Annotated in this window: 29 protein-coding genes, 1 tRNA gene and 1 pseudogene; 16 read left to right on the forward strand and 15 right to left on the reverse strand. The window is 52.9% G+C overall.

Going from position 1 to position 23,538, the window contains the following annotated elements:
• Nucleotides 1–156: 156 nt before the first annotated feature.
• Entirely contained in the window at nt 157–1,263 is a 1,107-nt protein-coding gene (locus tag AArcSt2_RS00005; protein WP_425493629.1) for a pyridoxal phosphate-dependent aminotransferase, read from the reverse strand.
• Between the two features lie 182 nt (nt 1,264–1,445).
• On the opposite strand from AArcSt2_RS00005, the gene AArcSt2_RS00010 reads away from it, so the two are divergent.
• Nucleotides 1,446–1,934: a metal-dependent hydrolase gene (locus AArcSt2_RS00010; RefSeq protein WP_174654576.1), complete on the forward strand. Its 489-nt coding sequence runs from the start codon at nt 1,446–1,448 to the stop codon at nt 1,932–1,934.
• Between the two features lie 6 nt (nt 1,935–1,940).
• Here the strand turns inward: AArcSt2_RS00010 and AArcSt2_RS00015 are convergent, their stop codons facing one another.
• The 3 genes and pseudogenes from AArcSt2_RS00015 to AArcSt2_RS00025 all read right to left on the reverse strand — a co-directional run bounded on the left by AArcSt2_RS00015 (nt 1,941) and on the right by AArcSt2_RS00025 (nt 3,384).
• The gene (locus AArcSt2_RS00015; RefSeq protein ID WP_250583159.1) at nt 1,941–2,222 is read right to left on the reverse strand and encodes a hypothetical protein; all 282 of its coding nucleotides are present in this window, start codon (nt 2,220–2,222) and stop codon (nt 1,941–1,943) included.
• Nucleotides 2,223–2,309: 87 nt separating this feature from the next.
• A pseudogene (locus tag AArcSt2_RS16665) lies at nt 2,310–2,555 on the reverse strand (zinc ribbon domain-containing protein); the annotation flags it as partial.
• A 94-nt stretch (nt 2,556–2,649) separates the two neighbouring features.
• On the reverse strand, nt 2,650–3,384 hold the full coding sequence (locus AArcSt2_RS00025; RefSeq protein ID WP_174654575.1) for a PHP domain-containing protein: 735 nt from the start codon (nt 3,382–3,384) through the stop codon (nt 2,650–2,652).
• Nucleotides 3,385–3,546: 162 nt separating this feature from the next.
• Between AArcSt2_RS00025 and AArcSt2_RS00030 the strand changes: the two genes are divergently transcribed.
• Nucleotides 3,547–3,840: a DUF7565 family protein gene (locus tag AArcSt2_RS00030; protein ID WP_250582119.1), complete on the forward strand. Its 294-nt coding sequence runs from the start codon at nt 3,547–3,549 to the stop codon at nt 3,838–3,840.
• A 55-nt stretch (nt 3,841–3,895) separates the two neighbouring features.
• On the opposite strand, the gene AArcSt2_RS00035 is transcribed toward AArcSt2_RS00030, so the two are convergent.
• The 4 genes from AArcSt2_RS00035 to AArcSt2_RS00050 all read right to left on the reverse strand — a co-directional run bounded on the left by AArcSt2_RS00035 (nt 3,896) and on the right by AArcSt2_RS00050 (nt 7,205).
• Nucleotides 3,896–4,333 carry a transcription elongation factor Spt5 gene (locus AArcSt2_RS00035; RefSeq protein ID WP_174653121.1) on the reverse strand — a complete coding sequence of 146 codons (438 nt, stop codon included), beginning with the start codon at nt 4,331–4,333 and terminating at the stop codon, nt 3,896–3,898.
• A complete protein-coding gene (locus tag AArcSt2_RS00040) occupies nt 4,333–4,506 on the reverse strand; it encodes a protein translocase SEC61 complex subunit gamma (protein WP_174653120.1) in 174 nt (57 codons plus the stop codon). The genes AArcSt2_RS00035 and AArcSt2_RS00040 overlap by 1 nt, the downstream gene beginning before the upstream one ends.
• 73 nt (nt 4,507–4,579) lie before the next feature.
• Complete coding sequence (ftsZ, locus tag AArcSt2_RS00045; protein WP_174653119.1) at nt 4,580–5,737, reverse strand: cell division protein FtsZ; 1,158 nt, start codon at nt 5,735–5,737, stop codon at nt 4,580–4,582.
• Between the two features lie 112 nt (nt 5,738–5,849).
• Nucleotides 5,850–7,205 (reverse strand): D-aminoacyl-tRNA deacylase, encoded by a 1,356-nt coding sequence (locus AArcSt2_RS00050; RefSeq protein WP_250582121.1) that lies wholly within the window; start codon nt 7,203–7,205, stop codon nt 5,850–5,852.
• Nucleotides 7,206–7,271: 66 nt separating this feature from the next.
• Between AArcSt2_RS00050 and aroE the strand changes: the two genes are divergently transcribed.
• From aroE to AArcSt2_RS00075, 5 genes are all read left to right on the forward strand, one after another.
• A complete protein-coding gene (gene aroE, locus AArcSt2_RS00055) occupies nt 7,272–8,072 on the forward strand; it encodes a shikimate dehydrogenase (protein ID WP_174653117.1) in 801 nt (266 codons plus the stop codon).
• Nucleotides 8,073–8,159: 87 nt separating this feature from the next.
• On the forward strand, nt 8,160–8,912 hold the full coding sequence (locus AArcSt2_RS00060; RefSeq protein ID WP_250582123.1) for a helix-hairpin-helix domain-containing protein: 753 nt from the start codon (nt 8,160–8,162) through the stop codon (nt 8,910–8,912).
• A 61-nt stretch (nt 8,913–8,973) separates the two neighbouring features.
• The gene (locus AArcSt2_RS00065) at nt 8,974–10,554 is read left to right on the forward strand and encodes an anthranilate synthase component I family protein (RefSeq protein WP_174653115.1); all 1,581 of its coding nucleotides are present in this window, start codon (nt 8,974–8,976) and stop codon (nt 10,552–10,554) included.
• Nucleotides 10,551–11,198 (forward strand): anthranilate synthase component II, encoded by a 648-nt coding sequence (locus tag AArcSt2_RS00070; protein WP_174653114.1) that lies wholly within the window; start codon nt 10,551–10,553, stop codon nt 11,196–11,198. The genes AArcSt2_RS00065 and AArcSt2_RS00070 overlap by 4 nt, the downstream gene beginning before the upstream one ends.
• Nucleotides 11,173–12,105, forward strand: coding sequence for an aminotransferase class IV (locus AArcSt2_RS00075; protein WP_425493630.1), 933 nt, complete (start codon nt 11,173–11,175; stop codon nt 12,103–12,105). The genes AArcSt2_RS00070 and AArcSt2_RS00075 overlap by 26 nt, the downstream gene beginning before the upstream one ends.
• Nucleotides 12,106–12,182: 77 nt before the next feature.
• Here AArcSt2_RS00075 and AArcSt2_RS00080 read toward each other — a convergent pair whose 3' ends face one another.
• Nucleotides 12,183–13,109: a phosphotransferase family protein gene (locus tag AArcSt2_RS00080; RefSeq protein WP_250582125.1), complete on the reverse strand. Its 927-nt coding sequence runs from the start codon at nt 13,107–13,109 to the stop codon at nt 12,183–12,185.
• Nucleotides 13,106–13,777: an HAD family hydrolase gene (locus tag AArcSt2_RS00085; protein WP_250582127.1), complete on the reverse strand. Its 672-nt coding sequence runs from the start codon at nt 13,775–13,777 to the stop codon at nt 13,106–13,108. The genes AArcSt2_RS00080 and AArcSt2_RS00085 overlap by 4 nt, the downstream gene beginning before the upstream one ends.
• 91 nt (nt 13,778–13,868) lie before the next feature.
• On the opposite strand from AArcSt2_RS00085, the gene AArcSt2_RS00090 reads away from it, so the two are divergent.
• On the forward strand, nt 13,869–14,282 hold the full coding sequence (locus AArcSt2_RS00090) for a Rieske (2Fe-2S) protein (protein ID WP_174653110.1): 414 nt from the start codon (nt 13,869–13,871) through the stop codon (nt 14,280–14,282).
• A gap of 48 nt (nt 14,283–14,330) precedes the next feature.
• Here AArcSt2_RS00090 and AArcSt2_RS00095 read toward each other — a convergent pair.
• The 3 genes from AArcSt2_RS00095 to AArcSt2_RS00105 all read right to left on the reverse strand — a co-directional run bounded on the left by AArcSt2_RS00095 (nt 14,331) and on the right by AArcSt2_RS00105 (nt 15,757).
• Nucleotides 14,331–14,405: transfer RNA gene (locus AArcSt2_RS00095), tRNA-Met, on the reverse strand.
• Nucleotides 14,406–14,490: 85 nt separating this feature from the next.
• The gene (locus AArcSt2_RS00100; RefSeq protein ID WP_174653109.1) at nt 14,491–14,940 is read right to left on the reverse strand and encodes a GtrA family protein; all 450 of its coding nucleotides are present in this window, start codon (nt 14,938–14,940) and stop codon (nt 14,491–14,493) included.
• A gap of 1 nt (nt 14,941) precedes the next feature.
• Complete coding sequence (locus tag AArcSt2_RS00105; protein ID WP_174653108.1) at nt 14,942–15,757, reverse strand: glycosyltransferase; 816 nt, start codon at nt 15,755–15,757, stop codon at nt 14,942–14,944.
• Nucleotides 15,758–15,857: 100 nt separating this feature from the next.
• Between AArcSt2_RS00105 and AArcSt2_RS00110 the strand changes: the two genes are divergently transcribed.
• Complete coding sequence (locus tag AArcSt2_RS00110) at nt 15,858–18,182, forward strand: DUF2298 domain-containing protein (protein ID WP_250582129.1); 2,325 nt, start codon at nt 15,858–15,860, stop codon at nt 18,180–18,182.
• 46 nt (nt 18,183–18,228) lie between these two features.
• Here AArcSt2_RS00110 and AArcSt2_RS00115 read toward each other — a convergent pair whose 3' ends face one another.
• Nucleotides 18,229–18,495, reverse strand: coding sequence for an HAH_0734 family protein (locus AArcSt2_RS00115; RefSeq protein WP_174653106.1), 267 nt, complete (start codon nt 18,493–18,495; stop codon nt 18,229–18,231).
• 156 nt (nt 18,496–18,651) lie between these two features.
• Between AArcSt2_RS00115 and AArcSt2_RS00120 the strand changes: the two genes are divergently transcribed.
• The 7 genes from AArcSt2_RS00120 to AArcSt2_RS00150 all read left to right on the forward strand — a co-directional run bounded on the left by AArcSt2_RS00120 (nt 18,652) and on the right by AArcSt2_RS00150 (nt 22,559).
• Nucleotides 18,652–18,936, forward strand: coding sequence for a 50S ribosomal protein L44e (locus tag AArcSt2_RS00120; RefSeq protein WP_174653105.1), 285 nt, complete (start codon nt 18,652–18,654; stop codon nt 18,934–18,936).
• Nucleotides 18,937–18,939: 3 nt separating this feature from the next.
• Complete coding sequence (locus tag AArcSt2_RS00125; protein ID WP_174653104.1) at nt 18,940–19,113, forward strand: 30S ribosomal protein S27e; 174 nt, start codon at nt 18,940–18,942, stop codon at nt 19,111–19,113.
• 3 nt (nt 19,114–19,116) lie between these two features.
• Entirely contained in the window at nt 19,117–19,917 is an 801-nt protein-coding gene (locus AArcSt2_RS00130; RefSeq protein WP_174653103.1) for a translation initiation factor IF-2 subunit alpha, read from the forward strand.
• Nucleotides 19,918–19,937: 20 nt separating this feature from the next.
• The gene (locus AArcSt2_RS00135) at nt 19,938–20,117 is read left to right on the forward strand and encodes an RNA-protein complex protein Nop10 (RefSeq protein WP_250582131.1); all 180 of its coding nucleotides are present in this window, start codon (nt 19,938–19,940) and stop codon (nt 20,115–20,117) included.
• A 49-nt stretch (nt 20,118–20,166) separates the two neighbouring features.
• Nucleotides 20,167–20,931 (forward strand): proteasome assembly chaperone family protein, encoded by a 765-nt coding sequence (locus tag AArcSt2_RS00140; RefSeq protein ID WP_174653101.1) that lies wholly within the window; start codon nt 20,167–20,169, stop codon nt 20,929–20,931.
• Nucleotides 20,932–21,009: 78 nt separating this feature from the next.
• Complete coding sequence (locus tag AArcSt2_RS00145) at nt 21,010–22,176, forward strand: thiolase domain-containing protein (RefSeq protein ID WP_174653100.1); 1,167 nt, start codon at nt 21,010–21,012, stop codon at nt 22,174–22,176.
• Nucleotides 22,173–22,559, forward strand: a complete 387-nt coding sequence (locus AArcSt2_RS00150; RefSeq protein ID WP_425493631.1) for a Zn-ribbon domain-containing OB-fold protein — start codon at nt 22,173–22,175, stop codon at nt 22,557–22,559. Before AArcSt2_RS00145 ends, AArcSt2_RS00150 begins: the two co-directional genes overlap by 4 nt.
• Nucleotides 22,560–22,565: 6 nt before the next feature.
• Here AArcSt2_RS00150 and AArcSt2_RS00155 read toward each other — a convergent pair whose 3' ends face one another.
• Nucleotides 22,566–23,501: an alpha/beta fold hydrolase gene (locus AArcSt2_RS00155; protein WP_250582133.1), complete on the reverse strand. Its 936-nt coding sequence runs from the start codon at nt 23,499–23,501 to the stop codon at nt 22,566–22,568.
• Nucleotides 23,502–23,538: the final 37 nt, after the last annotated feature.

Genomic DNA, 23,538 nt, shown 5'->3' on the forward strand with positions numbered 1-23,538 from the left:
GAGTGGGAGACCCTCTGGGAGTCGTTCACCGCCGCCTCCATTCATACCACTTTCAACCCTCGAAGAGAGGTTTCTCTCTTTGGGGTTTTTGCATTTCATTCGAAGAGAGGAGTTACTACTGTAATCAAACTGTACTAAAATATATTCAGATACTACTTAGCCGAAGTACGCAGCGAGTCTGTCAGCTGCCTCTTCAACCCGCGGTGTAACAAGTGCAAATCGGAGCCAATCAGATCGTGCAGTACCAAACGTCGCCCCTGGCATGCCAGCAACGCCGGCCTCATCAATGAGCTGTTTCGTATTTTCCATTGTTCCGGGGAAGCCGTCAAATCGAGCAAGAACGTAGAATGACCCATCAGGGCGACTATATTCTGCCCCTGCTGCGTCAAGTGCGGTCGTAAAGGCAGCAATGCGGTCTCGGATTGTCTCTCTTGCCGACTCGTAGTATTCCGGTGGGGTCTCACGGAGTGCCTCGTAGACCGCTTGCTGTGCCGGTCGACTGCCGGCAACATTCACGAGCATATGCCTAGTTTTTGCAGCATCAACAAGCGGCTCGGGAAAGATCGCGTAGCCGACTCGAAATCCAGTAATTGCCATCGATTTGGAGAATCCAGAGGTGACAATACAGTTTGCTGAATCTATTGTGAGTGCACTCTCAAAAGAACCAGTGAGATCGAAGTGGTCATACACTTCATCCATAATAACAAGCGCATCGTGTTCTTCCGCAGCTGAAATAATCGTCCGGACCGACGAGAGGTCATAAATTGCACCGGTTGGATTGTTCGGCGTATTGAGAACGATACACGCAGTATCATCATCAATCGCAGCAACCATTGCATCTATATCTAGTGATCCATCCACGTTTGTTGCAACGAGGGTGGGGTTCCCGCCAAGCATAGTCGCCTTTCCGGGGTAGTATGGGTAGACGGGATCAGTAAGCACCACAGTCGAGCCCGAGCAGTATTCAAGTGCACGGGCCATTGCAAGATAGTTCGCCTCACCAGTACCGTTCGTGACAATAACTTGGTCAGGGTCCACATTTCTCCGTGCAGCAATCTCTTCTTTTAGTGTAGTAAGACCGTCACTCGGGGGGTACTGAAATTGGTCTGGGTCTGCATCGGCATATGTTTTGAGTGCAGTTCGGATTGTTTTTGGTGGTTCCCAATCAGGATTCCCGCTGACCATATCGATGACATCCCGATCGGCAGTGTTCGCATACTGCATAAGATGGAAAAACTGCGGTGTGTCGTACTGTATATTCATGTTCCTGTCGGTATCGAAGGAGCCATTTGTGTTCGGTCTTTCGGAGTTACGACTTTAGAAAACAGGTCTACGGATAAGCAAGGCGAACGCCTCGGTGTCAAGCCCCGAGGCGGTTCACAACTGACATATATTCAAAAATCAAACGACAACCTTTGTTTGGGCTGACCGAGTGTCACTAGATGATGAATAAACGCGGGCATGTTCTCAACGCGATCCTATTGGCAATTGGACTGGGGTACGTCCTTGAGCCGTCTGGAGACATTGAGACATTTATTGTTATTGCACAGCTTTCGATCCCAATCACGCTTGGTGCGCTCTTTCCAGATGTAGACACCGATTTCGGTAAGCACAGAAAAACACTACACAACCTCCCAATTCTTGCGATATTTGTTATCTGGCCAATTGTGTTCAACAATCTCCACTATGTCTGGATCGGAATTTTGACCCACTATATCCTCGATCTAGCAGGGAGTAAACGGGGGATTGCACTGTTCTATCCGTATAAAAAAGAATACAATCTTCCGATTGGGGTTCCAGTTTCAAGCAGTAAAGCCGATATCGTAACCGTGATTATTACTGTTGCAGAAGTGGCATTGTTCGCAGTCGTTCACTGGTATATTATTCCACTCGATACTGCAGGTGCCGAGATTACGACCGTGGTTGGACTGTAACCGTTCCTATTTTCCGTAGCAATTGGGAGTGACTCGTGCAAAGCGAGTCGTTCCAAGCATCGCTGGGCTTGATGCACAACGGTTGCTACTGTTGTTTTTCGTCTCTGTCGGGGTGACAGCGGGCGCTATGACGCACGACCCGCCACCAGCAGTCACATCTTTCTCCGACTGTCCGAGATACGCTACGGGAGCGTCACCGAACGCGAGACGCGGGCCACCATCAGAGGCGAGCTCTGATGAGGATCGTCGCTCAGAGAACGACTCACCAGCGGAACGGCTTGCTGGCACGATTTCAAAGGCTCCCGTATAGGAAGACGTGAAATCGTGTTCCAACGTTGCCGAGTCACTGAAGAACACACGAGCCACGTTGACAGCACCAACGTAGTCCCGGTCGGCTTGATAGCCACAGCGAGCGTTGTCACAGCGGAAGTGCCCGCCCCACCACACCTCAAACGAGTGGTCGGGAGACTTCGTGGTATGGCCCGTCGCGCCGCACCGAGGACACGACCGAGACGTATTCCCCGGATGCACTCGCTTCACGTACAGTCCAGCGATTTCAGCCCGATACTCGATTTTCGAGATGATTTCTCGTCGTGCCCACGAGGAAAGTTCCCACGACAGTTGACCTTCGCCGCGAGGCGAACTGTTTGGGTTAGATTTGGTACCGAATACTACCGATCACGCCCATTTTTGGTAACAGTTACCAAACCCTTAGTTAATATACTGAGACATCGTCAAATCGGCCATCGTATAAGAGATTTCGTGGGTGGGTTGGCTCCGTTCCTGAGAGGAGAAGTCGATCGAGCTTCTGCCATGTATTTTCATAACCAAGGTGTGCAAATTCGATCGCCCCTTGAAGATGGTGGCGTGGACCAGTGCGATGGACTGCACGCCGCGTGACATCATTTTTGAGTGCCGCTACAAGCGCATCATCGCTTGGTATCCGCTCGTCAATTGACGTCCATGCTTCACCAACGCTGGTGGATAGGTGCGCATAAGAAGAGCCAAATCCGGCATCGCCGATCTCCGCAGCAATCCGCTGTCCGCGCTTATTTTGATGTGGAAACAGCTTCGCATTGTATGTCTCAACAGCGTCAATCCGGGCTGAATGTGCGGTGATCTCCGGCTTTTCCAAGCTTACATTCATAAACTCAGGATGTGGGGCAAGTACGGCTGCGCCTTGTCGGTCGAGTTCAGCAAGTGCCGCCTCAAGCGTGATGAAGTCCGGAACCGGATCGGAGAGGCCGATCGAAAGAATGTGCCGTCGGTTACGCCAGTCACCGGTGAATATTTCACGCGCAGGGACAACAAGAAGTTCGTCATCGCTGAACCGCTGCGCTCGGGCAGTGATTTCCGGCAGTCGAACAAAATGTGGTGCGTACACAAGTATGTCGATCCCCCGTTGCTTTGCACGCGCAACGACACGGCTGTTGAGGGTCTTAATATGCATATCAACCCGCGTTTGGTCTCGATCGCTCACAGCAGTACGTCAGATTGCCAGCCCATTAGCTACTACGGATTGATTAACAACAGTAAGATCAGGTAGCGATGATTGTATCGTATCTACGGCCCACACAAAACCATTATACAGACAGCCTGCTTGCGAATGGATATGTCCCAGTGGCGATGTGCGATCGGTGACTGTAATCGAATGTTCGATGATGGTGAGTCGCTTGTCCTCCACCAAGCACGAGAACACGAACGACATCAGTGTCAAGTCTGTAATACGATCACGTATGATGGGTATATTGCGATTCGACATGCGTTCGATGAACACACCCGCGCAGAATATGTCAGAGCGTATGAAGCGGATTCAAAAGCTGTGCGAGAACGAGAAAGAGTCAAGGAAATTGTCGAGAAAGAGGTCAATCTTCGGGCAGTCTTCGATACGCTAGAGGAAGAGTAGGGATCAACTGGAAAAGAAGTACAGTATAGTACAGTACAACAGTGTCCGTAACCGACTATCGCTCGTCGCTATCAAGCACGCGGATCTGATCACCACGGACAGTCACTGGAATTGGAACTGTTGCTTCGTACAGTTCAACGGTAACTTGGTCTTTCCCTTCGTCAATCCGCTGAACGCGCGCTTTTTCGCCTTTGAACGGGCCAGCAATGAGTTCGACAATATCTCCTTCTGCAATCCCTTCCACGTCTGGGGTTGGTGACAGAAAGTGTTCAACCTCTGCAAGCGAGGATTCGCCGGGAACGATCGTTCGGGCGTGTGGAATCTCCTCAAGAACACGCTCAAGAACGGCGAAGTTGTCCGCTTCGACCATCACGTAGCTTGTGAGCTGATCGGGTGCAAGGACGGCATGAATTTCGTCCTCTTCGCGATTTGCAACCATGTCTGCGACTGTGCGTTCTTGACTTGCGGTCGTTTTGAGTGCAAAAATACCCATCAGACACCACCAGGGATGAAGTTCATGATTGCGAAGATAATGAATCCGAGGAATCCGATGAGTAGCACTCCGGCTCCTGCGATCTTCGAAACCTGCCAGAACTCGTCCCAGGTGGGCGTACTCGCCAGTTTGAGGACACGAATATAGCTGTTGAGATCGTACGGAACGTCCATATTACCGCGTCTTTTGCGGTCAGGGCTTTTCTATGTGTTGGTTCGGCCGAGCAAAAAAAGGCCCGTAGAGAGATTATTCCACGTAGTCGATGTCTTCGCCTTGTTGTGGCTGTGCTTGGCGTGCCTGTCGTGCTTCACTTCGACCATAGATCTGTGGCGACTCCACGCCTGTCACGACAATCATCGTTCGCATCTGGCCTTCCAACTCTTCGTCGATCGATGTTCCCCAGATGATCCGAGCGTCCGGATCAATCCGATCGTAGATCTCTTCGACGACACCCTCTGCTTCTTCAATCGACATGTCGTTACCGCCAGTTACATTGACAAGCGCGGAGTTCGCACCGGAGATATCAACATCGAGCAACGGTGATCGAAGTGCGCTCTTAACAGATTCCTGTGCTTTCGAATCGGTATCAGATTCACCAAGCCCGATCATTGCGACACCACCTTTCTCCATCACCGTGCGAACATCAGCAAAGTCGAGGTTAACAAGCCCTGGTTTTGTGATTAACTCTGTAATTCCTTTGACCGATCGCATGAGAACCTCGTCGCTCACTTTAAATGCCTGTCGAACAGGAAGTTTTCCAACGGCATCAAGAAGCCGATCGTTCGGGACAACAATGACCGTGTCACTCACGTCGCGCAGTCGCTCAAGCCCTGCTTCTGCGTTGGTCCGTCGAACCTCCCCCTCAGCAGTAAACGGTGTCGTAACAATGGCGATCGTTAGCGCGCCAGACTCACGAGCGGCTTTTGCGACGACGGGTGCAGAGCCGGTTCCAGTCCCACCACCAAGACCTGCGGTGACAAAAACCATGTCAGATCCCTCAATCGCGTCATAGATTTCTTCTTGTGACTCGAGTGCTGCCTCTTCACCAACTTGTGGAAGTGATCCTGCACCACGACCCTGCGTTTTCTGCTGGCCCATCAGAATCTTTGTATCAGCCTCGATTTCAACGAGATGCTGAACATCAGTGTTTGCTGCGACCAGTTTTGCACCTGTAATTCCTTCCTCCGCCATCCGGTTGACGGTGTTCCCGCCCGCACCACCACAGCCGACGACAGTAATGTCCGTCTGCAAGTCTTGAAGAACTTCACGGAGCTCGTCATCGGTCATCGTGCCTGTACGCGGCGGCGCAGTGTTTCCACCTTGGCCGTTGTTGTCGAACGAATCGGCCGGCTGCTCCCTTGTTTCTTCGGCCTCGTCAATTGCATCCTCGACGATAGAGTCCATATATGCAGTTGCCTTACCGACCAAGCCTAATTACCTTTCCCCTTCGTCAGACAACTGTCTGACGCGCTCAAACCCCATTTTTTGCTGGGCTTACCGTGATGGTATGGTCTAACTACCGTCGAGAAATAATAAACCGATCGACCTGTTCAGTGGAGACCGTCTCGGGAGTGATTGTCTGTCCATCGTGCTCAATCGCCCTACCAGAGGCTAACTGGCCGAATTTCGGTCCTTCTGGAATACCGAGTGTCGAAGCTCGTTCGGGGTCAAATCCAACAGTCGTTGCAACAATTTCGCCATCAGTCCGAGTGACTGAGTCGTATTTTTCAGTGAGAATAGCAGAAACTTCGTCGACGAGTGCATCATACGCGTCATTACTGTGGATGGCTGCGCGGCCGACTGGTTTCGTTGCACCCTCTGTAGTTTCGAAGGCGACGGTATGGGATTTGACTGCCTTGTATGTTCGATCGAGATCAATTCCGGATGCGGCTGCCAACAGTTCATCGGGAAGCGAGACGTAAGTGAGTTCGTCGGAGTCTGTCTCACCAGCCCCGAATCGAAGCCCATCGTCTATCGAGGAGAGTTCTGACTCGACTTGCTTGACAAGCGAGAGCGATCGATCACCAACAACTGAGAGCCACGTCTCACTGACAACTCGATATCCAAGCTCGGAAATAACAGACGTAAGTGTCGGCTTTGTCCCCTCAACGACTGCAAGTGCTGCATTGCTTGCAGCGAATGCTCGATCAATAACATCACAGTTTGCTGTTGCATCACCAAGCTCTTCGAGTTGCCAATCAGCACCGATGTGGCCAACAGCCCAGTCCGTTTCCATCACAACCCGAGTAAACCGCGGTGCGTAGTGTCCACCGCCAAACCCAACAACGTGGCGTGTATTTCCATCAGAATCGATTCGGTCGGCGTCTGTTTGACAATCTAATACAGCCTTCGCGACAGCCCGTGCAGCCTCAGGATCACGCCACTGTGGGTCGTCACTCCCGACCTCTGCAAACAGCGACGGGACAGTCATCTCTGATGGTCCGTGATGGGTACATTCAATCCCAACATCGTATTCGTCAGGTGCATACTGTTGCATGGACGCGACGATCGCTTTCTGTGCGTTCGGTGCTGCACGGGCTAATCCACCATCTGTTCCGCCATACTCTGCAGGGCCAAAGTTCCCAGTAACATGTGCTGTTAGAAGCTTCCCGGTGTTCCCTGAGTGTCTGGAAACAAAGACAACGAACTCCAACTGTTCGGGTGCTGAAAATGCAACTGATGGATCATCGAGATAGATATGTAGCTCATCAAACTCTCGAAGCTCGAATCCCGGGGTCGTATAGTAGGTTCCGCCGCCATCCGCGTTGGGACGGGATTCGTCTGTCTGCGTCTCCCAAGATGTACACTCAAGCAACTGGTCTCGAATATGTGTCGAGGCGTAATCTGCCCGGCTGACAACGATTCCGATCACAACTACCTACAGTAGGTGGCTATTGGAATACTCACCGTTTTTCCGATCGGCAATCATCGATGAGGTATGGACGTATATGGACTGATTGGGAACCCAGTCGGGCACTCTCGATCGCCCCCAATGCATGAGGCTGCGTATGATGAACTCGAAGTGGATGCACGGTACGTGACGTTCGAACCGGCAGTGGACAACGTTGAAGCAGCCATTGCTGGTGCTGATGCGCTTGGTGTTGCCGGGCTAAATGTGACGATACCATTCAAACAAGATGTGTGTTCAATCGTACAGACGGATCCGCTCGCAGAACGTATTGGTGCAGTAAACACCGTTGATTTCACCGCTTCGAGACCAAGAGGTTACAATACCGACGCAGTTGGCGTCACCCGATCATTCACACACCATGGGGTTTCGATCGAAAATAAACATGCGGTTGTTATTGGTGCAGGTGGTGCTGGGCGAGCAGCCGCGTTTGCATTGGCAGACGCGGGTGCAACAGTCACGATCGCAAACCGAACCGCAGCACGTGCGATCGACCTTGCTGAAGCGGTACCAAATGCGACCGGGGGCGGATTAGACATTCTTCCAGATGTTCTCTCGGAGGCGGAGCTACTCGTGAATGCAACAAGCGTTGGAATGAACGCAGACAAAACACCAGTCGAGAAATCGCTTCTTCACCCAGGCCTTGCGGTATTGGATGCAGTGTACACACCGCTTGAGACGCGGCTGCTCGAAGATGCAGCCTCGATCGGTGCAACGACAATTGATGGGGCATGGATGTTGCTATTTCAGGGTGTTGAGGCATTTGAGATTTGGACCGAGTATACCGCACCAATTGACACGATGAACCAAGCACTCCGAGAAACACTTTGAGTGCGAGCATACATTCACCCTCTATGAGCGGTGAGATAACTGACACGAGACTGGTTTTTAAATATTCGCCCCTCGTAGCCATCGGCAATGGCCTTGCTACAGAAGCTCAAATCTATTCTTGGGATTGGTGGTAACGATGATGACGCCGCACAAAGGGAAACAGCGGTGACTGTCGAACGGGAAGGAGACGATGACGAACAAACAGCTGCTGAGAGTCCGGCCGAGGAGGCAACTGATGAGGCCGACGAACCTGTTGCAGCGCAGACCGACGCCAGCGCATCAACTGGATCACTTGTTGAGGAGCCGGATGAACCTGAAGAGGCAGCGGAGCCAGCAGAAGCTGCGGGGATCGATTCGAATGATCGGTTGGTCTCAGAAGACGAAGAAGACGAAGAAGACGAAGAAGACGAAGAAGACGAAGAAGACGAAGAAGACGAAGAAGACGAAGAAGACGAAGAAGACGAAGGGAAAACTGCTGACGACGGAGAAGAAGCCAGTGAGGAAATCGAAGCTGATGAATCAGCCGCAGTTGCCGAAGAAACCGATGCGGCTGCGTCTACAGGCTCGCTTGTTGATGAGTCAGATGAGTCAGATACTGTAGCCGAGCCAGCGGAGGCCGTGGGTACAGATACCCCTGAAGAGTCGGATGAAGCGGAAGCTTCGGGTGACCCAGTCCAGTCAATCAAAGGAATCGGACCCGCATATGCAGAGCGTCTCAATAATGAAGGAATTGTAACGGTTACAGAGCTTGCAGCAGCAGATGCCGTTGCGCTTTCAGATGCGATCGACGTCCCAGAGAGCGTCGTTGCAAAATGGATTGACCGGGCTGCAGAGAACTGACACCAGTGGATGGGCTATCGTACCGCGAAACTGTTAGGCCACATGGTGTGAAAGAGACGGTATGAGCGAACCACACGTCGTCACCGATCGATCGGAGTTCCGGTCGATCGCTGCCGATGCACCATCCGGGGCTCGAGTACCGATCGAGTTCCGGCAGACGGTTTCAGACCCATTTACCGCATACCGTCGGGCACGAACTGGCCCTGGTGGCGTATTTTTGGAAACGACAGGGGGACAGGCCGGATGGGGCTATTTTGCGACAGAGCCGTATGACACACTAACAGTCAGCGCAGACGCAGCGGTTAGAGAGCGCCACGCTGACACAGACGCAACTGGGGATTATCGCCGTGAGACGCCGTCACTGAGCGCACTCGAGGGATTTCTTTCGAACGAAACGATCGTCACCGACTCGTGCCCGGTGCCGTACCCCTGCGGAGCAATTGGCTGGCTCTCCTACGATATTGCTCGCGAGTTAGAAACACTTCCCGAAACTGCAGTTGACGATCGATCGATTCCGCGCCTCAAGCTATCGAAATATGACTGTCTTGCAGCATGGCACACGGATGATATCGGGGAGGAGACGCTGGTTCGGATCACGGTCTGTCCACAGATACCAGACACTGCGGACAAGACTAGCGCTCTCGACGACATCTACGATCAGGCATGTGAGCGGGCATTGGCATTTGCTGATCGGATGCACACCGGTGACCCGGCAGTTGGTTCACCACCTGTCGAAACGGATACCGCAACGTTTGAGAGCGACTGCGGCCGGGCGGCGTTTGCCGATCGAGTCCGACAAGTCAAACAGTATATTCGCGATGGAGATACCTTCCAAGCAAACATCTCTCAACGATTAGTTGCTCCTGCTGCGGTCCACCCCGTTGAAGCGTATGATGCCCTCCGCCGAGTCAACCCGTCCCCGTACTCTGCACTCATCGAGTTCTCCGGTCGCGCCCATGGTACCGGTGGAAAGCGCTGGAGTGGCGTCGACCTAGTCAGTGCAAGCCCCGAACTGCTTATTGAGCGGATCGACGACCGGATTGTTACGGAACCGATCGCCGGAACACGCCCACGCGGGAAGACACCGGAAGAAGATGCTGCGCTCGCAGACGATCTGACGACTGACGAAAAAGAACGAGCAGAACATGCGATGTTGGTCGATCTCGAACGAAACGATCTCGGGAAAATCTGTGCGTATGGAACCGTAGACGTGAGCGAATATCGGCGTGTCGATCGCTACTCTGAGGTGATGCACCTCGTATCTGTTGTTGATGGAACGCTTCGGGACGATGTGTCGCTTGCAGACGCGATCGCAGCAACATTCCCTGGGGGCACGATCACTGGCGCACCGAAGCCACGAACAATGGAGATTATCGACGAGATGGAGGATACCCAACGAGGACCATACACCGGTGGGATCGGTGTGTTCGGATTCGACGGCAATGCAACCCTCAATATTGTGATCAGGACGCTTACTCGTCACGAGTCGAAGTACCATCTCAGAGTCGGCGCTGGGATCGTCCATGATTCGATCCCTGATGCAGAGTACGACGAAACGCTTGCAAAAGCCAAAGCGCTCATAACCGCGATCGACACCGCACTCACTGATCATCAGTTTGCGATCAAAGAGGCCTCACAATGACTGAAGTTTCCCCGACATCCGAAACAACGATTCTTGTCGTTGATAACTATGATTCGTTTGTGTACAACCTCGTCCAATATGTCGGTGAGTTTGCCGATGAGGTACTCGTCAAACGGAATGACGCGATCGATGTTGCGGATGTCCGTAAAATAAACCCTGATGGAATCGTTATCTCTCCAGGTCCAGGAACACCAGCGCAAGCAGGGTCATCAATTGCGCTGTATGCGCTTTCACGGCCAATTCTTGGTGTCTGCTTGGGCCATCAGGCACTGTGTGCTGCAGGTGGCTCTCGCGTGGGTCACGCACCGGAAGTCGTTCACGGAAAACCATCGGTGATCGTACATGATGGGCGTGGTGTCTTTTCAGGACTCCCACAGGGGATCGAAGTTGGGCGATATCACTCGCTCTGTGTCGACCGGCCTGACCTACCTGCCGAGCTAATCGAAACCGCGAGCACCGAAGATGAACGGAATGTTGTGATGGGCGTTCGACATCGCAAAAAACCACATATCGGCGTCCAGTTCCATCCCGAGAGCATCCTCACAGACGAAGGAAAACCAATGATTGAAAACTTTGTTTCACTCTGTGCTCGGTGGCGAAGCGAACACGACGCAGGAAATGAATGGCGGTGGGACGATGAGTGAGGAGAGGGATAAAAAAGAGCTGTACTACCACGTAGACGGATCGCTTGTCCCTGCATCGAAGGCGACAGTTTCCGTTCGCGATCGTGGATTTATGTACGGTGATGGCGCATTTGAGACGCTCCGTGCGTATGGCGGAGACGTATTTAAATGGGACAGCCACGCCGATCGCCTTGATGAGACATGCACAATTTTGCAATTGGATCATGGGCTCTCCCGTGAGACACTAAAACAGCGAATCGACGACACATTAGATGCAAACAATTTCACTGATGCATATGTGAAACTTGCAATCACCCGCGGTGTCCAACCCGGGAAACTCACGCCACAGCCAACGAGTGATCCAACAGTGGTGGTGTATGTGAGTTCACTCCCGCGTGGAGGGAAAGAGAGCACACCTGTTTGGGATGGACCAGCGACGCTACAAACAGTCAAAACAAAACGAATCCCGAACAATGCACTCCCTGCACGGGCAAAAACGCACAACTATCTGAATGGGATTTTGGCTCGGCTTGAACTCCGTGTAAGCGATGCTGACGAAGCAGTGATGATTGATCAAGACGGCTTCATCGCGGAGGGGGCAACGAGCAATCTCTTTTTTGTGGATGACAATGCGCTCAAAACTCCCTCGCTCGAGGGGCCTGTACTCCCCGGAATCACACGCCAGACCGTGATCGAACTCGCCGAGTCCGAATCGATTCCGGTTGAAACTGGTCGGTATCGCCCTGATGACCTTCGGAGTGCTGATGAGGTGTTTGTGACGAACTCGACATGGGAGATTCGACCCGTCGATCGTGTTGATGGGATCTCGATCGGAGAGGCAGCGGGAGCCGGACCAGTGACAACGCTCCTTTCAATCCTGTACGATCGGCAGGTTGAATCACAGCACTACGACACACAGACCGCGTGACCCTCCTCTCCGCCGTAAACTACGGGATTTTCTCCTCGTGAAAATAGCCAAGAACAGACGAAATGAGGGGTGTGCTGCTACGATTCAAGAATGCGATCGAAGTGTGTTCGATGAAAGTCGGCTGCAGCCATACCGCGCTGTTCAGGGTATCCCGGTCGTGTTATGATACCGTTTGAATCCACTGCAGAGTGCGTGAGTGCGGCGATCTGTTCGACAGTTGAAACTGATGGAAGCGAGCGAATCGATCGGTACCCCGATCGCAACGCAGCGTGTAACTGCGCTGGTGATTCTCCATACCACGCAGCAACAAGGTGTGAAACTTTTGCCACAGACAGCCCCGGCGGTGCGGCTTTCGGCTGACTCCAGTCAACGATCGCCGTGAGTTCTCCATCTCGGACGAGCGCATTCCCTGGTCTGAGATCCCATGGATACAGCCGCGCGTCGAGATTTTCCGAACTGTTGGCTTCGTTGATTGTACTGGTGAGCGGTTCTCGATACCGACCGAACGCGTCAGGGAGTGCGTCAATCCCGGCAAGTGCATACGATCGCAGCCATGAATCGCCCGTGGATGGTTGCACAGCAAGTGAGCCGTTAGTTGCAAAGACATCTCCACACCGAGAGAATTGAAATGCATCATGAAGCGTTCCAAGAACGCGTCCAAACGCATACGCAATCTCGCGCTGATCAGTTTGATCGTACTGCGTGAATTGGGTGTGCAAATCCGTTCCTGCAACGTGTTCAGAAATGAGATACGGTGTTCCGTCAAGGGCGCCTGCAGCGATCGGTGCTGCGACAGGGACATCCGTTCGAGCAATAATCTCACGAGTGAGTACAAACTGGGTCTCAAGTGAACGCTCTGATCGTGATTGCTGAATGACGACTTGACGGCCGCTGCTGAGTGTGACAATAGACGTCCGTTTTTCGTTCCCCTGGGATGGCTCTGTTGTTGATCGCACTGATTCGGTTGGAAAACAGGCAGCAACAATCGCTTCGATCGGTGTCATCGGCTCACCACAGAAAGCAATTCAGCCAATGATTCGATGATGTATTCCGGCTCGTACGGTGCGGGATCCGCACCTGTTGGTGTGTACCAGACTGCAGTCATTCCGACACCCTGTGCGCCAGCGACATCATGCCGGAGCGAATTGCCGACATACATCGTTCGTGACGGTGTCGATCCAAGCGTATCCAGAACCCGATCAAATGGCTCTCGGTTGGGTTTTTGACGAGGGAGATCACCTGCGTACACGATCGCTTCAAACGCTGATTCAATATTGAGCGCCGCGATTTTTTGTGCCTGTCTTCGGTATGGGCCATTCGTCAACAGCCCTATTGAGAAAGATTCACTAACGGTTTTAAGAACGTGCTTTGCATCGGGGAGAAATGTAACCGCACTGTGATCGACAACCGAAAGAAATCCATCTGCCAGCGCTTCAGCGTCGATCGGCGTCTGTCCATACTGTGCGGCAACAGTGGTAAAACCGGCTGCGAGATAGCCGACATCGTCCACGGGGTCTGGTGAGCCAACAAGGGCACCCCATAGATCGGCTGGTGTGCCAAATGAGTCGATCCCTGCTTCACGAAACGCTCCATAATAGATTTCCGAACCGGATTGTGTCTGTGTACAAAGCGTATCGTCGAGGTCGAACACTACTGCATCGAAGCGAGCCACAGTATTGATTCGGTGTCGGCTGGCTAAACGTTCTCGCTGCTCATATCTGTGTTCCGTGGATTCTAAGCCAGTTCATTATCAAGAGTGAACAATGACGGGCGATCGAATTACATCGGTAGATGAGATACCAAACGACTCAACGTTCATTTTCCGAGTGTACGACCCTGCTGAAGAGACCGAAAAAGAGGCAATTTTGACACAGCTCGAAGATGGGCCGATCGGATGGCTGAATTACTGCCAACATTACACGCATATTAAATTGGATAAAGGGTCAGGTGCAGAGATGCGAAACGGGGAGATTATCTGCACAAATCATGGAGCCTATTTTGAATCGGATACTGGCTACTGTAACTTCGGACCGTGTGAAGGAGCCTATCTCAACGATGTGAAAATAACTGTTGAAGACGGGACGGTTTATTTGAGCGACGATCGATACGAGTTTCGTGGGTTGGGAGCGCTAGAATCGGATGGTGACCTGGGCTCAAAATCGAACTATAAGTTTTGAACGATCGGGCTCTCGCTCTTCAATATTGACGCGCTGAAAAGTGATCAGTAGCGGGAAGTAGATTTGAACTACTGATCTCCGGGTTATGAGCCCGGCGGAATCTCCTGGCTATCCCATCCCGCTGTATCAACCAAAACGGGTGTGACGGTTAAGGGTTATGATTCAATCGCCGTATGCGACTTTTCGGCGACACAGAGAGTCACATGATTCATGCCGTGACCCGCCATGTAAACAGACTCTCTGCAATATAATTGACGAGGAATGAACAGCCAATTGCGATCGGCATCGTCAACACCGGCCAGATGTCTGTACCTGAGATAACGACCGTAATATCAGTACGTGTGAGAAACCGAACAACCAGAAACTGTACGGCAAGTCCACCACTTCGAACGAGATTCGATTTTAGGAATCGCCGAACGGTATGCCAGCGACCAGTACGGCCGTTCTCAGCAAACGTCCACCGGTCGTTGATCACAAACATCACAATAATCGCAAGCTCTGCGCCGATTAGCTTCGCAATTTCAGGAAGGACCCACTCGGAGAGTGTAAGCGTTGTACTCACTGAGAGATCGATCGTTGCCCCGACCGCCCCAACTGAAGCAAACTGTCCGAACCGTTTGCCAGAAACGAGCTCAGAGAGGGCATCTTCAGTGGGCATTCTATTGTGCCCCATGTGTGGGGTCGACTACACTTGTACCGGCCCCTGTTTCTGCAATACGCTCGATCAGTGATGGTGTTTCGGTGGTTTTTCGATTAAGATATGTATGAACTCGATCGCCACTGACCACTCGAGAACGGTGTCTGGAGACAACAAGCCCCCGCGCCATATGTAGCCCATCCGAAAGCGGGGAGACGGTTGAGCCAGGCATATCTTCCCATTCGATCGGTACTTCGACAATACGCGCATCCGTCGCAGCAGCCAGTGCAATAAGCTCGATGTCCCATGCAAACCCCGGTTCATGGAGGTGCGATCGAACCCGACTCCATGTGTCAGCGGTGATCGCTTTGGCACCACACTGGTAATCATAGAGCGGCGCGTCAAGCAGGAGTCGCGCGGTAGCTGCAAATGCATCACCTAGCCGCCGTCGAGCAAACGTCTGATGTGAACTCACGATCGACTGTGGATGTCTGCGTGACCCAACTGCAAGGTCTGCGCTCTCAGTACAAATCGATGAGATAATGCGTTTAAATTCAGTTGGTGCGGTACTCCCATCGGCATCCGCAAATGCAAGGATATCGGTCTCAAGCGCTTCAAACCCGGCCGTAATTGCGGTTCCTTTCCCACGGCGTGTGTCCGAGATTGCAACGGTTGCAGGCAACGTAGACACCGCAGAGATATGCTCTGGATCCGGATCGTCTATTTCGACGCGAATAACGCTGGGGTCCACGGTCTCAGTAAGCCCCCGAATATAGTCTCGCAATCGTTCAATATCCGGATTGAACGCAGGAATAACGATTCCGAGACTCTGTGACATGCGAGTGGGTATTGGCGGAGTCAGTAAAAGACGTTTGAATTTGTCGCCAAGTCGGTGAAAGTCAAAAGATGTATTTGATCACGGTGTGCTCCCCTGATTAATGGAATACCTCCTCGTAGCGTGGTGGCTCCTCGCATATGCCGTACTCGGATTCTTGGGCTATCCGATCGCTGCACGGCTTTTTTCACGGTTTCATACAACTGGTGTTGGATTCGCACTTCCGATCGCGCTCGTTATTCTGACAACAATCGCCTACTGGATTGGTCATCTTACGTTTGGACCGGTTGCACTCGCCGCAGGACTGATCGGCCTCACCCTTATATCGGCACTCTGTGCTTTTGACCTCGATGCACTGCGCGATCGACAGCTGACACTAGCTGAAGAAATCACATGGGACCAAAATACCGTTGTTGCGTCGGCAACAGTGTTTACACTTGCATTCTTCCTGGTTGTCGCAATTAGGACCGCAGATCCAGCAGTGAGCGCCGCAGGTGGAGAGAAGTTCCTTGATTATGGGCTTCTTCGATCGCTCCTCCGCGCTGAAACGCTCCCCCCGGAGTCAATGTGGTTCGCTGGCGAGTCAGTGCAGTACTACTACGGTGGACACCTGATGACGGTGCTACTTGCGCTTCTCACCGGCACAAGTGCGGATTTTGCGTACAACCTCGCACTGGCTGGCTTTTTTGCGATGGTTGTTGTTGGGGTGTATGATCTCGCTGCCTCGATCGCCGCGCATCGAGGGTACCCTGCCCGATTTGCTGGACTCTGTGGTGCGGTGTTTGTTGGACTCGCAGGGAATCTCATCACAGCTGGATGGCGCATAATCACGTCTCTTCCCGATCAAATTGCAGTTGCGATCGCCGATGGATGGGCCCAGGGCGTCGGCACAGAGCCGGACACCGTGTTGGCTGGTGAAGCTGGATTTAGCTACTGGGCACCGAGTCGGATTATCCCTGGAACAATCAACGAGTTTCCACTGTTTGCGTGGCTCAACGGTGATCTTCACGCACACATGATGGGTATTCCGTTCTTGTTGCTCGGTATTGCGCTTGCATTTAGCTACTGGCTCACGCCGGAGCCCGATCGGCGCTGGCGGCAGTTCCTGCTGTTTGTCGCAGTCCCAATACTTGGCGGCTTACAAGTTATTGTTGACACATGGAGCGTCCCAACAATTATCGGCGTCGTGTGGCTCGCACTCACGTTTGCACCGGCACATCCACTCACTGTGCTCCCACGAGGGGCGTCAGCACACGCAAGCATTGAGAAACGGCTACCGACCACTGCGATCGCAACAGAGGTTGGGCGAACCGGCGGCGCGCTGATTGTGGCCGCGATCGTTGGCGGGTTGAGTTTTGCACTTGGTGCGCCCTTCTTACTGACTGCGACGAGCGGACAAGAGATCTCGTTGCTTGCAGGGAGCGATCGAAGCGCACTGAGTGGGCTCCTGATCGTTCATGGGGCGTTTGTAGCGGCATTTGGGCTGTATCTGATTGGACGAATTGCCCCGAGCCGAACTGGCGTCCTTGCGATTGCTGCAGCAGTTGGTGTGACACTGATTGCGGCGGTCATCTCATCATTTGCGATCTTAGCAGTTGCAGGACCCCTGCTACTGCTTGGATGGATCGCGCTCCGGTTTGATCGAGATGTTGGATTTGAAACTGCGCTACTCATCGGCGGTGCGGGGCTGATCGGAATCGTCGAACTCGTGTACGTTGTCGAACAAGCCGGCCCACTGCGGCTGAATACCGTATTCAAAGTGTACTTTCAGGTGTGGATCGTCTGGTCGATCGCAATGGGTGTTGTGCTTAGCTCATTCATTGCCCCACGCGAAAAGATTGCACAGTGGTGGCCGAGCAAACAAACACGAAAAACGGCCGGAATTGTTGTGGTTGTGATTCTATTTGCGGTTACGCTTCCGTATGCGGGGTATGCGCTCGCAGATCATTTTGCGAACAATAACGCAGGAACGCTCCATGCAACGCAGTTCACAGAGGAGCGTTATCCCGAAGAAGCAGACGCAATTCGGTGGCTTGACGCTGAATCCGAGCGTGGGGATGTTCTACTTGAAGCGCCGGGGGCATCCATCTCTCCTGAAGGGCTTGCCGAAGACGGGTCGCACCCGGGCATCTATACATGGCGAGCGAATCCTGCCTCAACACTGACTGGTGTGCCAACGGTTGCGGGTTGGTCACACGAGGTTGGCTATCGGGGCGATGAGGCGTACTACGCGAGAGTAACGGAGGTCGATCGGGCGTTTGTCGGTGATCCAGAAGCCCAACAGGCAGTGCTGGATGCGTATGGGGTAACGTACATTTGGATTGGTCCAACCGAGGAACAACGCTACGGTGAGATTTCGATTACAGAGCTTGAAACGGTTGAACTTGCATATGAAACCGGTGCGGTTCGGATCTATCGAGTACGCTAACGCTCGCTTCTCGAACGATAATAAATTCGGATAACAGAGACCGCGTTTAAACGGACAGTTCGCCGCGTGCTTTAATTACATCAAGCTCTGCGGCGTCAATCGTATCAACGTCCAACCAGTGCGGGACGTACTCTCGTTTTTCATAGGCTTCGCGCTCGTCTTCAGTGCCGATCGTACACCAGAGTTGGACCTCCTCAGGGCCGTGCCAGTCGCCCTGTCGTTGGATCGAAAAGCACACTTGTTCTTTCCCATCGTACTCGATGATAGCATCCTTCCGGATCCCCGGGTCCCCTCTAACGATGAGGTTCTGCATACCCCACTGTTCGAAATGTCTGTGTTTAACCGCTTCGATGCAGTGTGGCGGCTGGCACAGAACTGTCACCGGTAGTGTACGAGTCACTCACACACTCGGGTCCGAACCAAACGGGTTTTAACGCCCGATATCGAAGTCCCGCTAAGGTAGATAGCTATGCAGATGCCACGCCGATTAAATACATACTGTCCGCATTGCCGCGCACACCACGAACACGAAGTCGAGAAGGTCCGAACCGGCCGATCGACTGGAATGAAAAAGGTCCAAGACCGACAGCGCAAACGTCAGAAAGCGTCGATCGGTAACGCCGGGAAGTTCTCGAAAGTTCCTGGTGGTGACAAACCAACGAAAAAGACGAACCTGAAATACCGCTGTGCAGAGTGTGGGAAAGCCCACATGCGAAAAGGATGGCGCGCAGGCCGACTTGAGTTCCAGGAGTAAATTATGGCAGGAGATTACCTACGCGTTAAATGTGGTGACTGTGAGAACGAACAGATCGTCTTCCAGAAAGCAGCAAGCGTTATCAGCTGTGCTGTTTGCGGAACAACGCTCGCAGTTCCAACCGGTGGAAAAGCAGAGATCGAACACGAGATTGTCGAGACCGTCGAGGCACGATAACCGATGAAGTACAGTGGCTGGCCCGAACCTGGTGACCTCGTCGTTGGAAAGGTAGATGAAATCGCCGATTTCGGTGTGTTCGTCGACCTCGAAGAGTATGAGGACAAGCGCGGGCTTGCCCACATTAGCGAGGTCGCCAGCGGCTGGATCAAAAACGTTCGCGACCACGTCCGTGAAGGACAAACAGTGGTTGCAAAAGTGCTTGAAGTAAACGAGTCGTCCCAACAGATCGACCTCTCAATCAAGGACGTCAACGAGCACCAGCACAAAGAAAAGATCCAAGAGTGGAAAAACGAGCAGAAAGCCGATAATTGGATGCTGCTTGCATTCGGCGAAGATATTGAAAACGAAACGTACAGTGAGATTGCGAATGCAATGCTCACGGAGTACGAAACGCTCTATGATGCCTTCGAAGAAGCAGCAATTCACGGCACCGAAGCGCTCGAAGACACCGAACTCAGCGAAGATGAGATCGATGCGATCGTCGAGACTGCTCGTGAGAACGTGTCGGTGCCCTACGTTAATGTGACTGGCTACGTTGACCTCTCAATTGCGACGCCTGAGGGTGTTGACGCAATCAAAGATGCGCTCAAAGCAGCTGAAGGCAACGGCGAGGTCCCAGAAGAGGTTGAGCTATCTGTCTCCTATGTTGGCTCACCTGAGTATCGGATCAAGGTCCGAGCGCCGGATTATAAAACCGCTGAAGCAGAACTTGAGGCAAGCGCCTCTCGCGCAACTGCGGCGATCAAATCCGTTGGTGGCCTTGGGGAGTTCCACAGAGAGCGCCGTGAAGACGACGAATAAGTCGTTTCTTGCAGCTTTTTATGAAATCCGACATCCATATCTGTTCAGTTTGGGAACAAGCGCACGATCGACCAGTGTACACGCTTGAGGACAGTTGTCCGGAGTGTGGTGCAACGGCAATCAACACTGCTCCCGCGCCGTTTAATCCGGACGATCCGTATGGCGAGTATCGCAGGGCACGGAAACGTGACGACACCTAACGCAGCCGTACCGACGCCCTCTTAACCTATCCGGACACGAGTACTGTGCATGGACGCGATCGATATTGAGCGAGTTGCTGACCCGGAGTTGACAGATCCGGTTCTTATCGAGGGATTGCCGGGTGTCGGTCACGTTGGTAAACTCGCCGCAGAACATATTCTTGAAGAGTTGGACAGTGAGCTTGTCCGTCGGCTCTATGCGGAGGAGTTCCCCCCACAAGTGACGATCGACGATGAAGGCGTCGCGTCGTTGACCTGTGCGGAGTTCCATGCAGTGCATACACCAGATGATGCACCAGACCTGCTCGTGCTTACAGGTGACCACCAGGCGGCCACAAACGCTGGTCACTATACACTCACCGACGCAATCTTGACGATCGCAGAGTCGTTCGATGTTGAACGAGCATTCGCACTCGGTGGGGTACCAACTGGTGAACTTGTCGAAGAGTACACCGTCCTCGGGGCAGTGACAGATGCTGCACTCAAAGAATCACTCGAAGCGGTGGACGTTGAGTTCCGGGCTGATGAACCCGCTGGCGGAATCGTTGGTGTCAGTGGCCTCTTGCTTGGTCTTGGAAAGCGTCGTGGACTGGATGTCGCCTGCTTGATGGGGGAAACGAGCGGCTATCTTGTCGATCCAAAGAGCGCACAGGCAGTGCTTGAGGTACTACAATCTGTACTCTCAATCGAGGTTGACTTCGGCTCGCTAGAAGAGCGTGCCGAGGAGATGGAAGAGGTAGCAGGAAAGATCCGTGAGATGCAGAGTCAACAGACGCAGATTCCGAGCGACGACGAGCTCCGGTACATCGGCTAACACAGACAACCATACGAACAGCACAACGAGACCAGTGATCCGGCACACATATACCGTATCCCACATCAACATTCATGTATGAAAACGGTACGCGTCGCTGGCGTCGGTCTCACACATTTTGGGAGTGCACCCGATCGAACGGGCCGCGATCTCTTCGCGGAGGCGGCTCAGCGGGCATTTGACGATGCCGGTGTCGCTCGGTCGGATGTTGATGAACTCAACTATGGCAACTTCATGGGTGCAGATGCAGAACGACAAAGCCATCAAGCGCCGATTATGGCTGATGCAGCAGGTATTCATTGCCCGGCTACGCGATACGAACTTGCGTGTGCGTCTGCTGGTGTCGCCGTTCGAGCGGCTGTTCGGACGATTCGATCGGGTGCGGCAGACGTAATCCTTGCCGGTGGGATGGAGCGAATGACAAACCTCTCGACACCAGCAGCGACTGACGCGCTGTCCATCGCTGCTGATTCGTTGTTTGAGGTTCGTGCAGGGATAACGTTCCCCGGCGCGTATGCACTGATGGCGCAGGCATATTTTGATTCGTTTGGTGGCGATCGAGAAGACCTTGCACACATCGCAGTGAAGAATCACAAGAATGCGGTTCCGAACGAATATGCACAGTACCAACGTGAAATAACGGTTGGACAGGTATTAGATGCACCACAGGTTGCCTCTCCGCTTGGATTATTTGATGCATGCCCAATCACTGATGGAGCGAGCGCGATTGTCCTCGTCTCCGATAGCTATGCAACCGAGAATGATATTGATGCACCAGTTACCATCTCCGGAACTGGACAAGGAAGCGACAGAGCAGCACTCAGTGAACGAGAGCACATGGCGCAGACGCCGGCCGCAACAGCAGCTGCAGAGATGGCCTATGCCGAAGCAGGAGTCACACCGGATGACGTCGACGTTGCAGAAGTACACGACTGCTTTACGATCGCAGAAGTGCTGGCGCTTGAATCGATCGGATTTTACGAGCCCGGTGCGGGGATTGGGGCTGCAGCGCGTGGTGAGACTACTGCAGACAGCGATCGACCGATTAACCTCTCGGGGGGATTGAAAGCAAAAGGCCACCCAGTTGGCGCAACTGGTGGGAGCCAGATTGCAGAGATGACACGCCTGCTACGTGGGGATCACCCGAATAGCAACCATGTTTCTGATGCAGAGATTGGACTGACACACAATGCGGGGGGAACCGTTGCAAGTGCGGTTGTCCATATTTTGGAGGTGGACAAATGAGCGATCGGATCAAAGATACCGGCTATGATGAGTGGCTTGATGCGATCGAAGACGGCTCAGGCTACTATTTACAGTCTCCTGCTGGCCATGGGTCGCTTCCGCCACGTCGGGTCTGCCCATATACTGGCTCCACTGAACTCACGGAAACACCGCTTCCAGAAACGGGAACGATCGAAACTTATAGTGTGATCTATGTCGCTGCACCAGGCTTTGCGGATGATACACCATATGCAACCGCAGTTGTCACGTTCGGTCCAGTCCGACTCACCGGTATTGTTCGTGGTGCCGATCCCGAGCACGTAGAAACTGGACAAACAGTAACTGTAGGTGTCGAACATCGAAAGACATCTGATGATCGGGTTGTCGTCTTCCGACCTGCGTAACCGGCGCTAGTTTTTTATGGCGACGATTCGGTCGCTAACTCCCTCAAGAAACTCTGATGGAAACTCAACGTGTGGTAACAGCATCGAATCATCAAGGACAATCAGTGTTGCATCTGCAGATTCAGCCAGCGCCCTCCCGTTCGAAAGTGGCGTAATATCCGCTTCTCGCCCCCATACGATCGTTACTGGTAGCTCAAGCGATCGAAGCACGACATCGAGATTGATGTCCGTATTCAGATAGCCACTAATGAACGATGCTGGTGCGAATCGAGCGTTTGGTTGGTGTGCGGTGGTCCACTCATATTCTTGCCACTCGTCACTAACCTTATCCATATCATAGTAGCCGTGATCGGCGTTGAAGTAGCGAATCGATGGTTTTGAAACAACAAGATTGAACAGCGCTTCCCCAACAAGCGGGAGTCTAAACAGCTCAAGCAGCGCTCCTTTTGGGGGTTCTGGACCTGCGACCGTCGTTGGGCAGATCAATACAAGCGAAGCGATCGGTGTCTCATTTGCAGCAGCAGCGGCGTATGCACCGGTAAGCGAAGATGCAATCACTGCTGGTTCATTGAATTCTGACAGAAAGTCGATTATGAAATCCTCGTACAGTGCTGCAGAGTACCGAAGCGGTGGGCGGTCCGATCGACCGAATCCAGGTAGGTCAGGAGCAATTACGTGGTACTCTTCAGCGAGCTCGTCAAATATTTCTCGGAACTCACCGCTCGAACCTGCGGCATTGATTCCGTGTAAACAGACGAGATCTGGGTTAGATGGGTCACCTGCTTCAGTATATGCAACGTTCATTCCACGCCATCGGTAGAGCTGTTGGTGACCCTCGAGTGCCGGTTCGAGCGACGGAGTACGGCGGCGGAGGGTGGTATTAACTGCAGCGATCGCACCGAGACCAAGAGTAGCGTATCCAAGTCCGCGTCGGAGATCCATACTATCGACTACGGTCTGTGGGATGTTAAAACCGGCC

Source organism: Natronocalculus amylovorans, assembly GCF_023638035.1.
GTDB classification, from domain to species: domain Archaea; phylum Halobacteriota; class Halobacteria; order Halobacteriales; family Haloferacaceae; genus Natronocalculus; species Natronocalculus amylovorans.

Bases quoted from the DNA above. Each gene is read 5' to 3' on its own strand.
- AArcSt2_RS00150 (WP_425493631.1), top strand. From the start codon at position 22,173: ATGAGCGATCGGATCAAAGATACCGGCTATGATGAGTGGCTTGATGCG.
- AArcSt2_RS00155 (WP_250582133.1), bottom strand. From the start codon at position 23,501: ATGGATCTCCGACGCGGACTTGGATACGCTACTCTTGGTCTCGGTGCG.
- AArcSt2_RS00070 (WP_174653114.1), top strand. From the start codon at position 10,551: ATGACTGAAGTTTCCCCGACATCCGAAACAACGATTCTTGTCGTTGAT.
- AArcSt2_RS00075 (WP_425493630.1), top strand. From the start codon at position 11,173: ATGAATGGCGGTGGGACGATGAGTGAGGAGAGGGATAAAAAAGAGCTG.
- AArcSt2_RS00140 (WP_174653101.1), top strand. From the start codon at position 20,167: ATGGACGCGATCGATATTGAGCGAGTTGCTGACCCGGAGTTGACAGAT.
- AArcSt2_RS00010 (WP_174654576.1), top strand. From the start codon at position 1,446: ATGAATAAACGCGGGCATGTTCTCAACGCGATCCTATTGGCAATTGGA.
- AArcSt2_RS00025 (WP_174654575.1), bottom strand. From the start codon at position 3,384: ATGCATATTAAGACCCTCAACAGCCGTGTCGTTGCGCGTGCAAAGCAA.
- AArcSt2_RS00105 (WP_174653108.1), bottom strand. From the start codon at position 15,757: ATGTCACAGAGTCTCGGAATCGTTATTCCTGCGTTCAATCCGGATATT.
- AArcSt2_RS00065 (WP_174653115.1), top strand. From the start codon at position 8,974: ATGAGCGAACCACACGTCGTCACCGATCGATCGGAGTTCCGGTCGATC.
- AArcSt2_RS00030 (WP_250582119.1), top strand. From the start codon at position 3,547: ATGTCCCAGTGGCGATGTGCGATCGGTGACTGTAATCGAATGTTCGAT.
- AArcSt2_RS00145 (WP_174653100.1), top strand. From the start codon at position 21,010: ATGAAAACGGTACGCGTCGCTGGCGTCGGTCTCACACATTTTGGGAGT.
- AArcSt2_RS00035 (WP_174653121.1), bottom strand. From the start codon at position 4,333: ATGGGTATTTTTGCACTCAAAACGACCGCAAGTCAAGAACGCACAGTC.
- AArcSt2_RS00100 (WP_174653109.1), bottom strand. From the start codon at position 14,940: ATGCCCACTGAAGATGCCCTCTCTGAGCTCGTTTCTGGCAAACGGTTC.
- AArcSt2_RS00125 (WP_174653104.1), top strand. From the start codon at position 18,940: ATGGCAGGAGATTACCTACGCGTTAAATGTGGTGACTGTGAGAACGAA.
- AArcSt2_RS00135 (WP_250582131.1), top strand. From the start codon at position 19,938: ATGAAATCCGACATCCATATCTGTTCAGTTTGGGAACAAGCGCACGAT.
- AArcSt2_RS00110 (WP_250582129.1), top strand. From the start codon at position 15,858: ATGGAATACCTCCTCGTAGCGTGGTGGCTCCTCGCATATGCCGTACTC.
- ftsZ (WP_174653119.1), bottom strand. From the start codon at position 5,737: ATGGACTCTATCGTCGAGGATGCAATTGACGAGGCCGAAGAAACAAGG.
- AArcSt2_RS00040 (WP_174653120.1), bottom strand. From the start codon at position 4,506: ATGGACGTTCCGTACGATCTCAACAGCTATATTCGTGTCCTCAAACTG.
- aroE (WP_174653117.1), top strand. From the start codon at position 7,272: ATGGACGTATATGGACTGATTGGGAACCCAGTCGGGCACTCTCGATCG.
- AArcSt2_RS00115 (WP_174653106.1), bottom strand. From the start codon at position 18,495: ATGCAGAACCTCATCGTTAGAGGGGACCCGGGGATCCGGAAGGATGCT.
- AArcSt2_RS00090 (WP_174653110.1), top strand. From the start codon at position 13,869: ATGACGGGCGATCGAATTACATCGGTAGATGAGATACCAAACGACTCA.
- AArcSt2_RS00080 (WP_250582125.1), bottom strand. From the start codon at position 13,109: ATGACACCGATCGAAGCGATTGTTGCTGCCTGTTTTCCAACCGAATCA.
- AArcSt2_RS00005 (WP_425493629.1), bottom strand. From the start codon at position 1,263: ATGAATATACAGTACGACACACCGCAGTTTTTCCATCTTATGCAGTAT.
- AArcSt2_RS00130 (WP_174653103.1), top strand. From the start codon at position 19,117: ATGAAGTACAGTGGCTGGCCCGAACCTGGTGACCTCGTCGTTGGAAAG.
- AArcSt2_RS00060 (WP_250582123.1), top strand. From the start codon at position 8,160: ATGGCCTTGCTACAGAAGCTCAAATCTATTCTTGGGATTGGTGGTAAC.
- AArcSt2_RS00120 (WP_174653105.1), top strand. From the start codon at position 18,652: ATGCAGATGCCACGCCGATTAAATACATACTGTCCGCATTGCCGCGCA.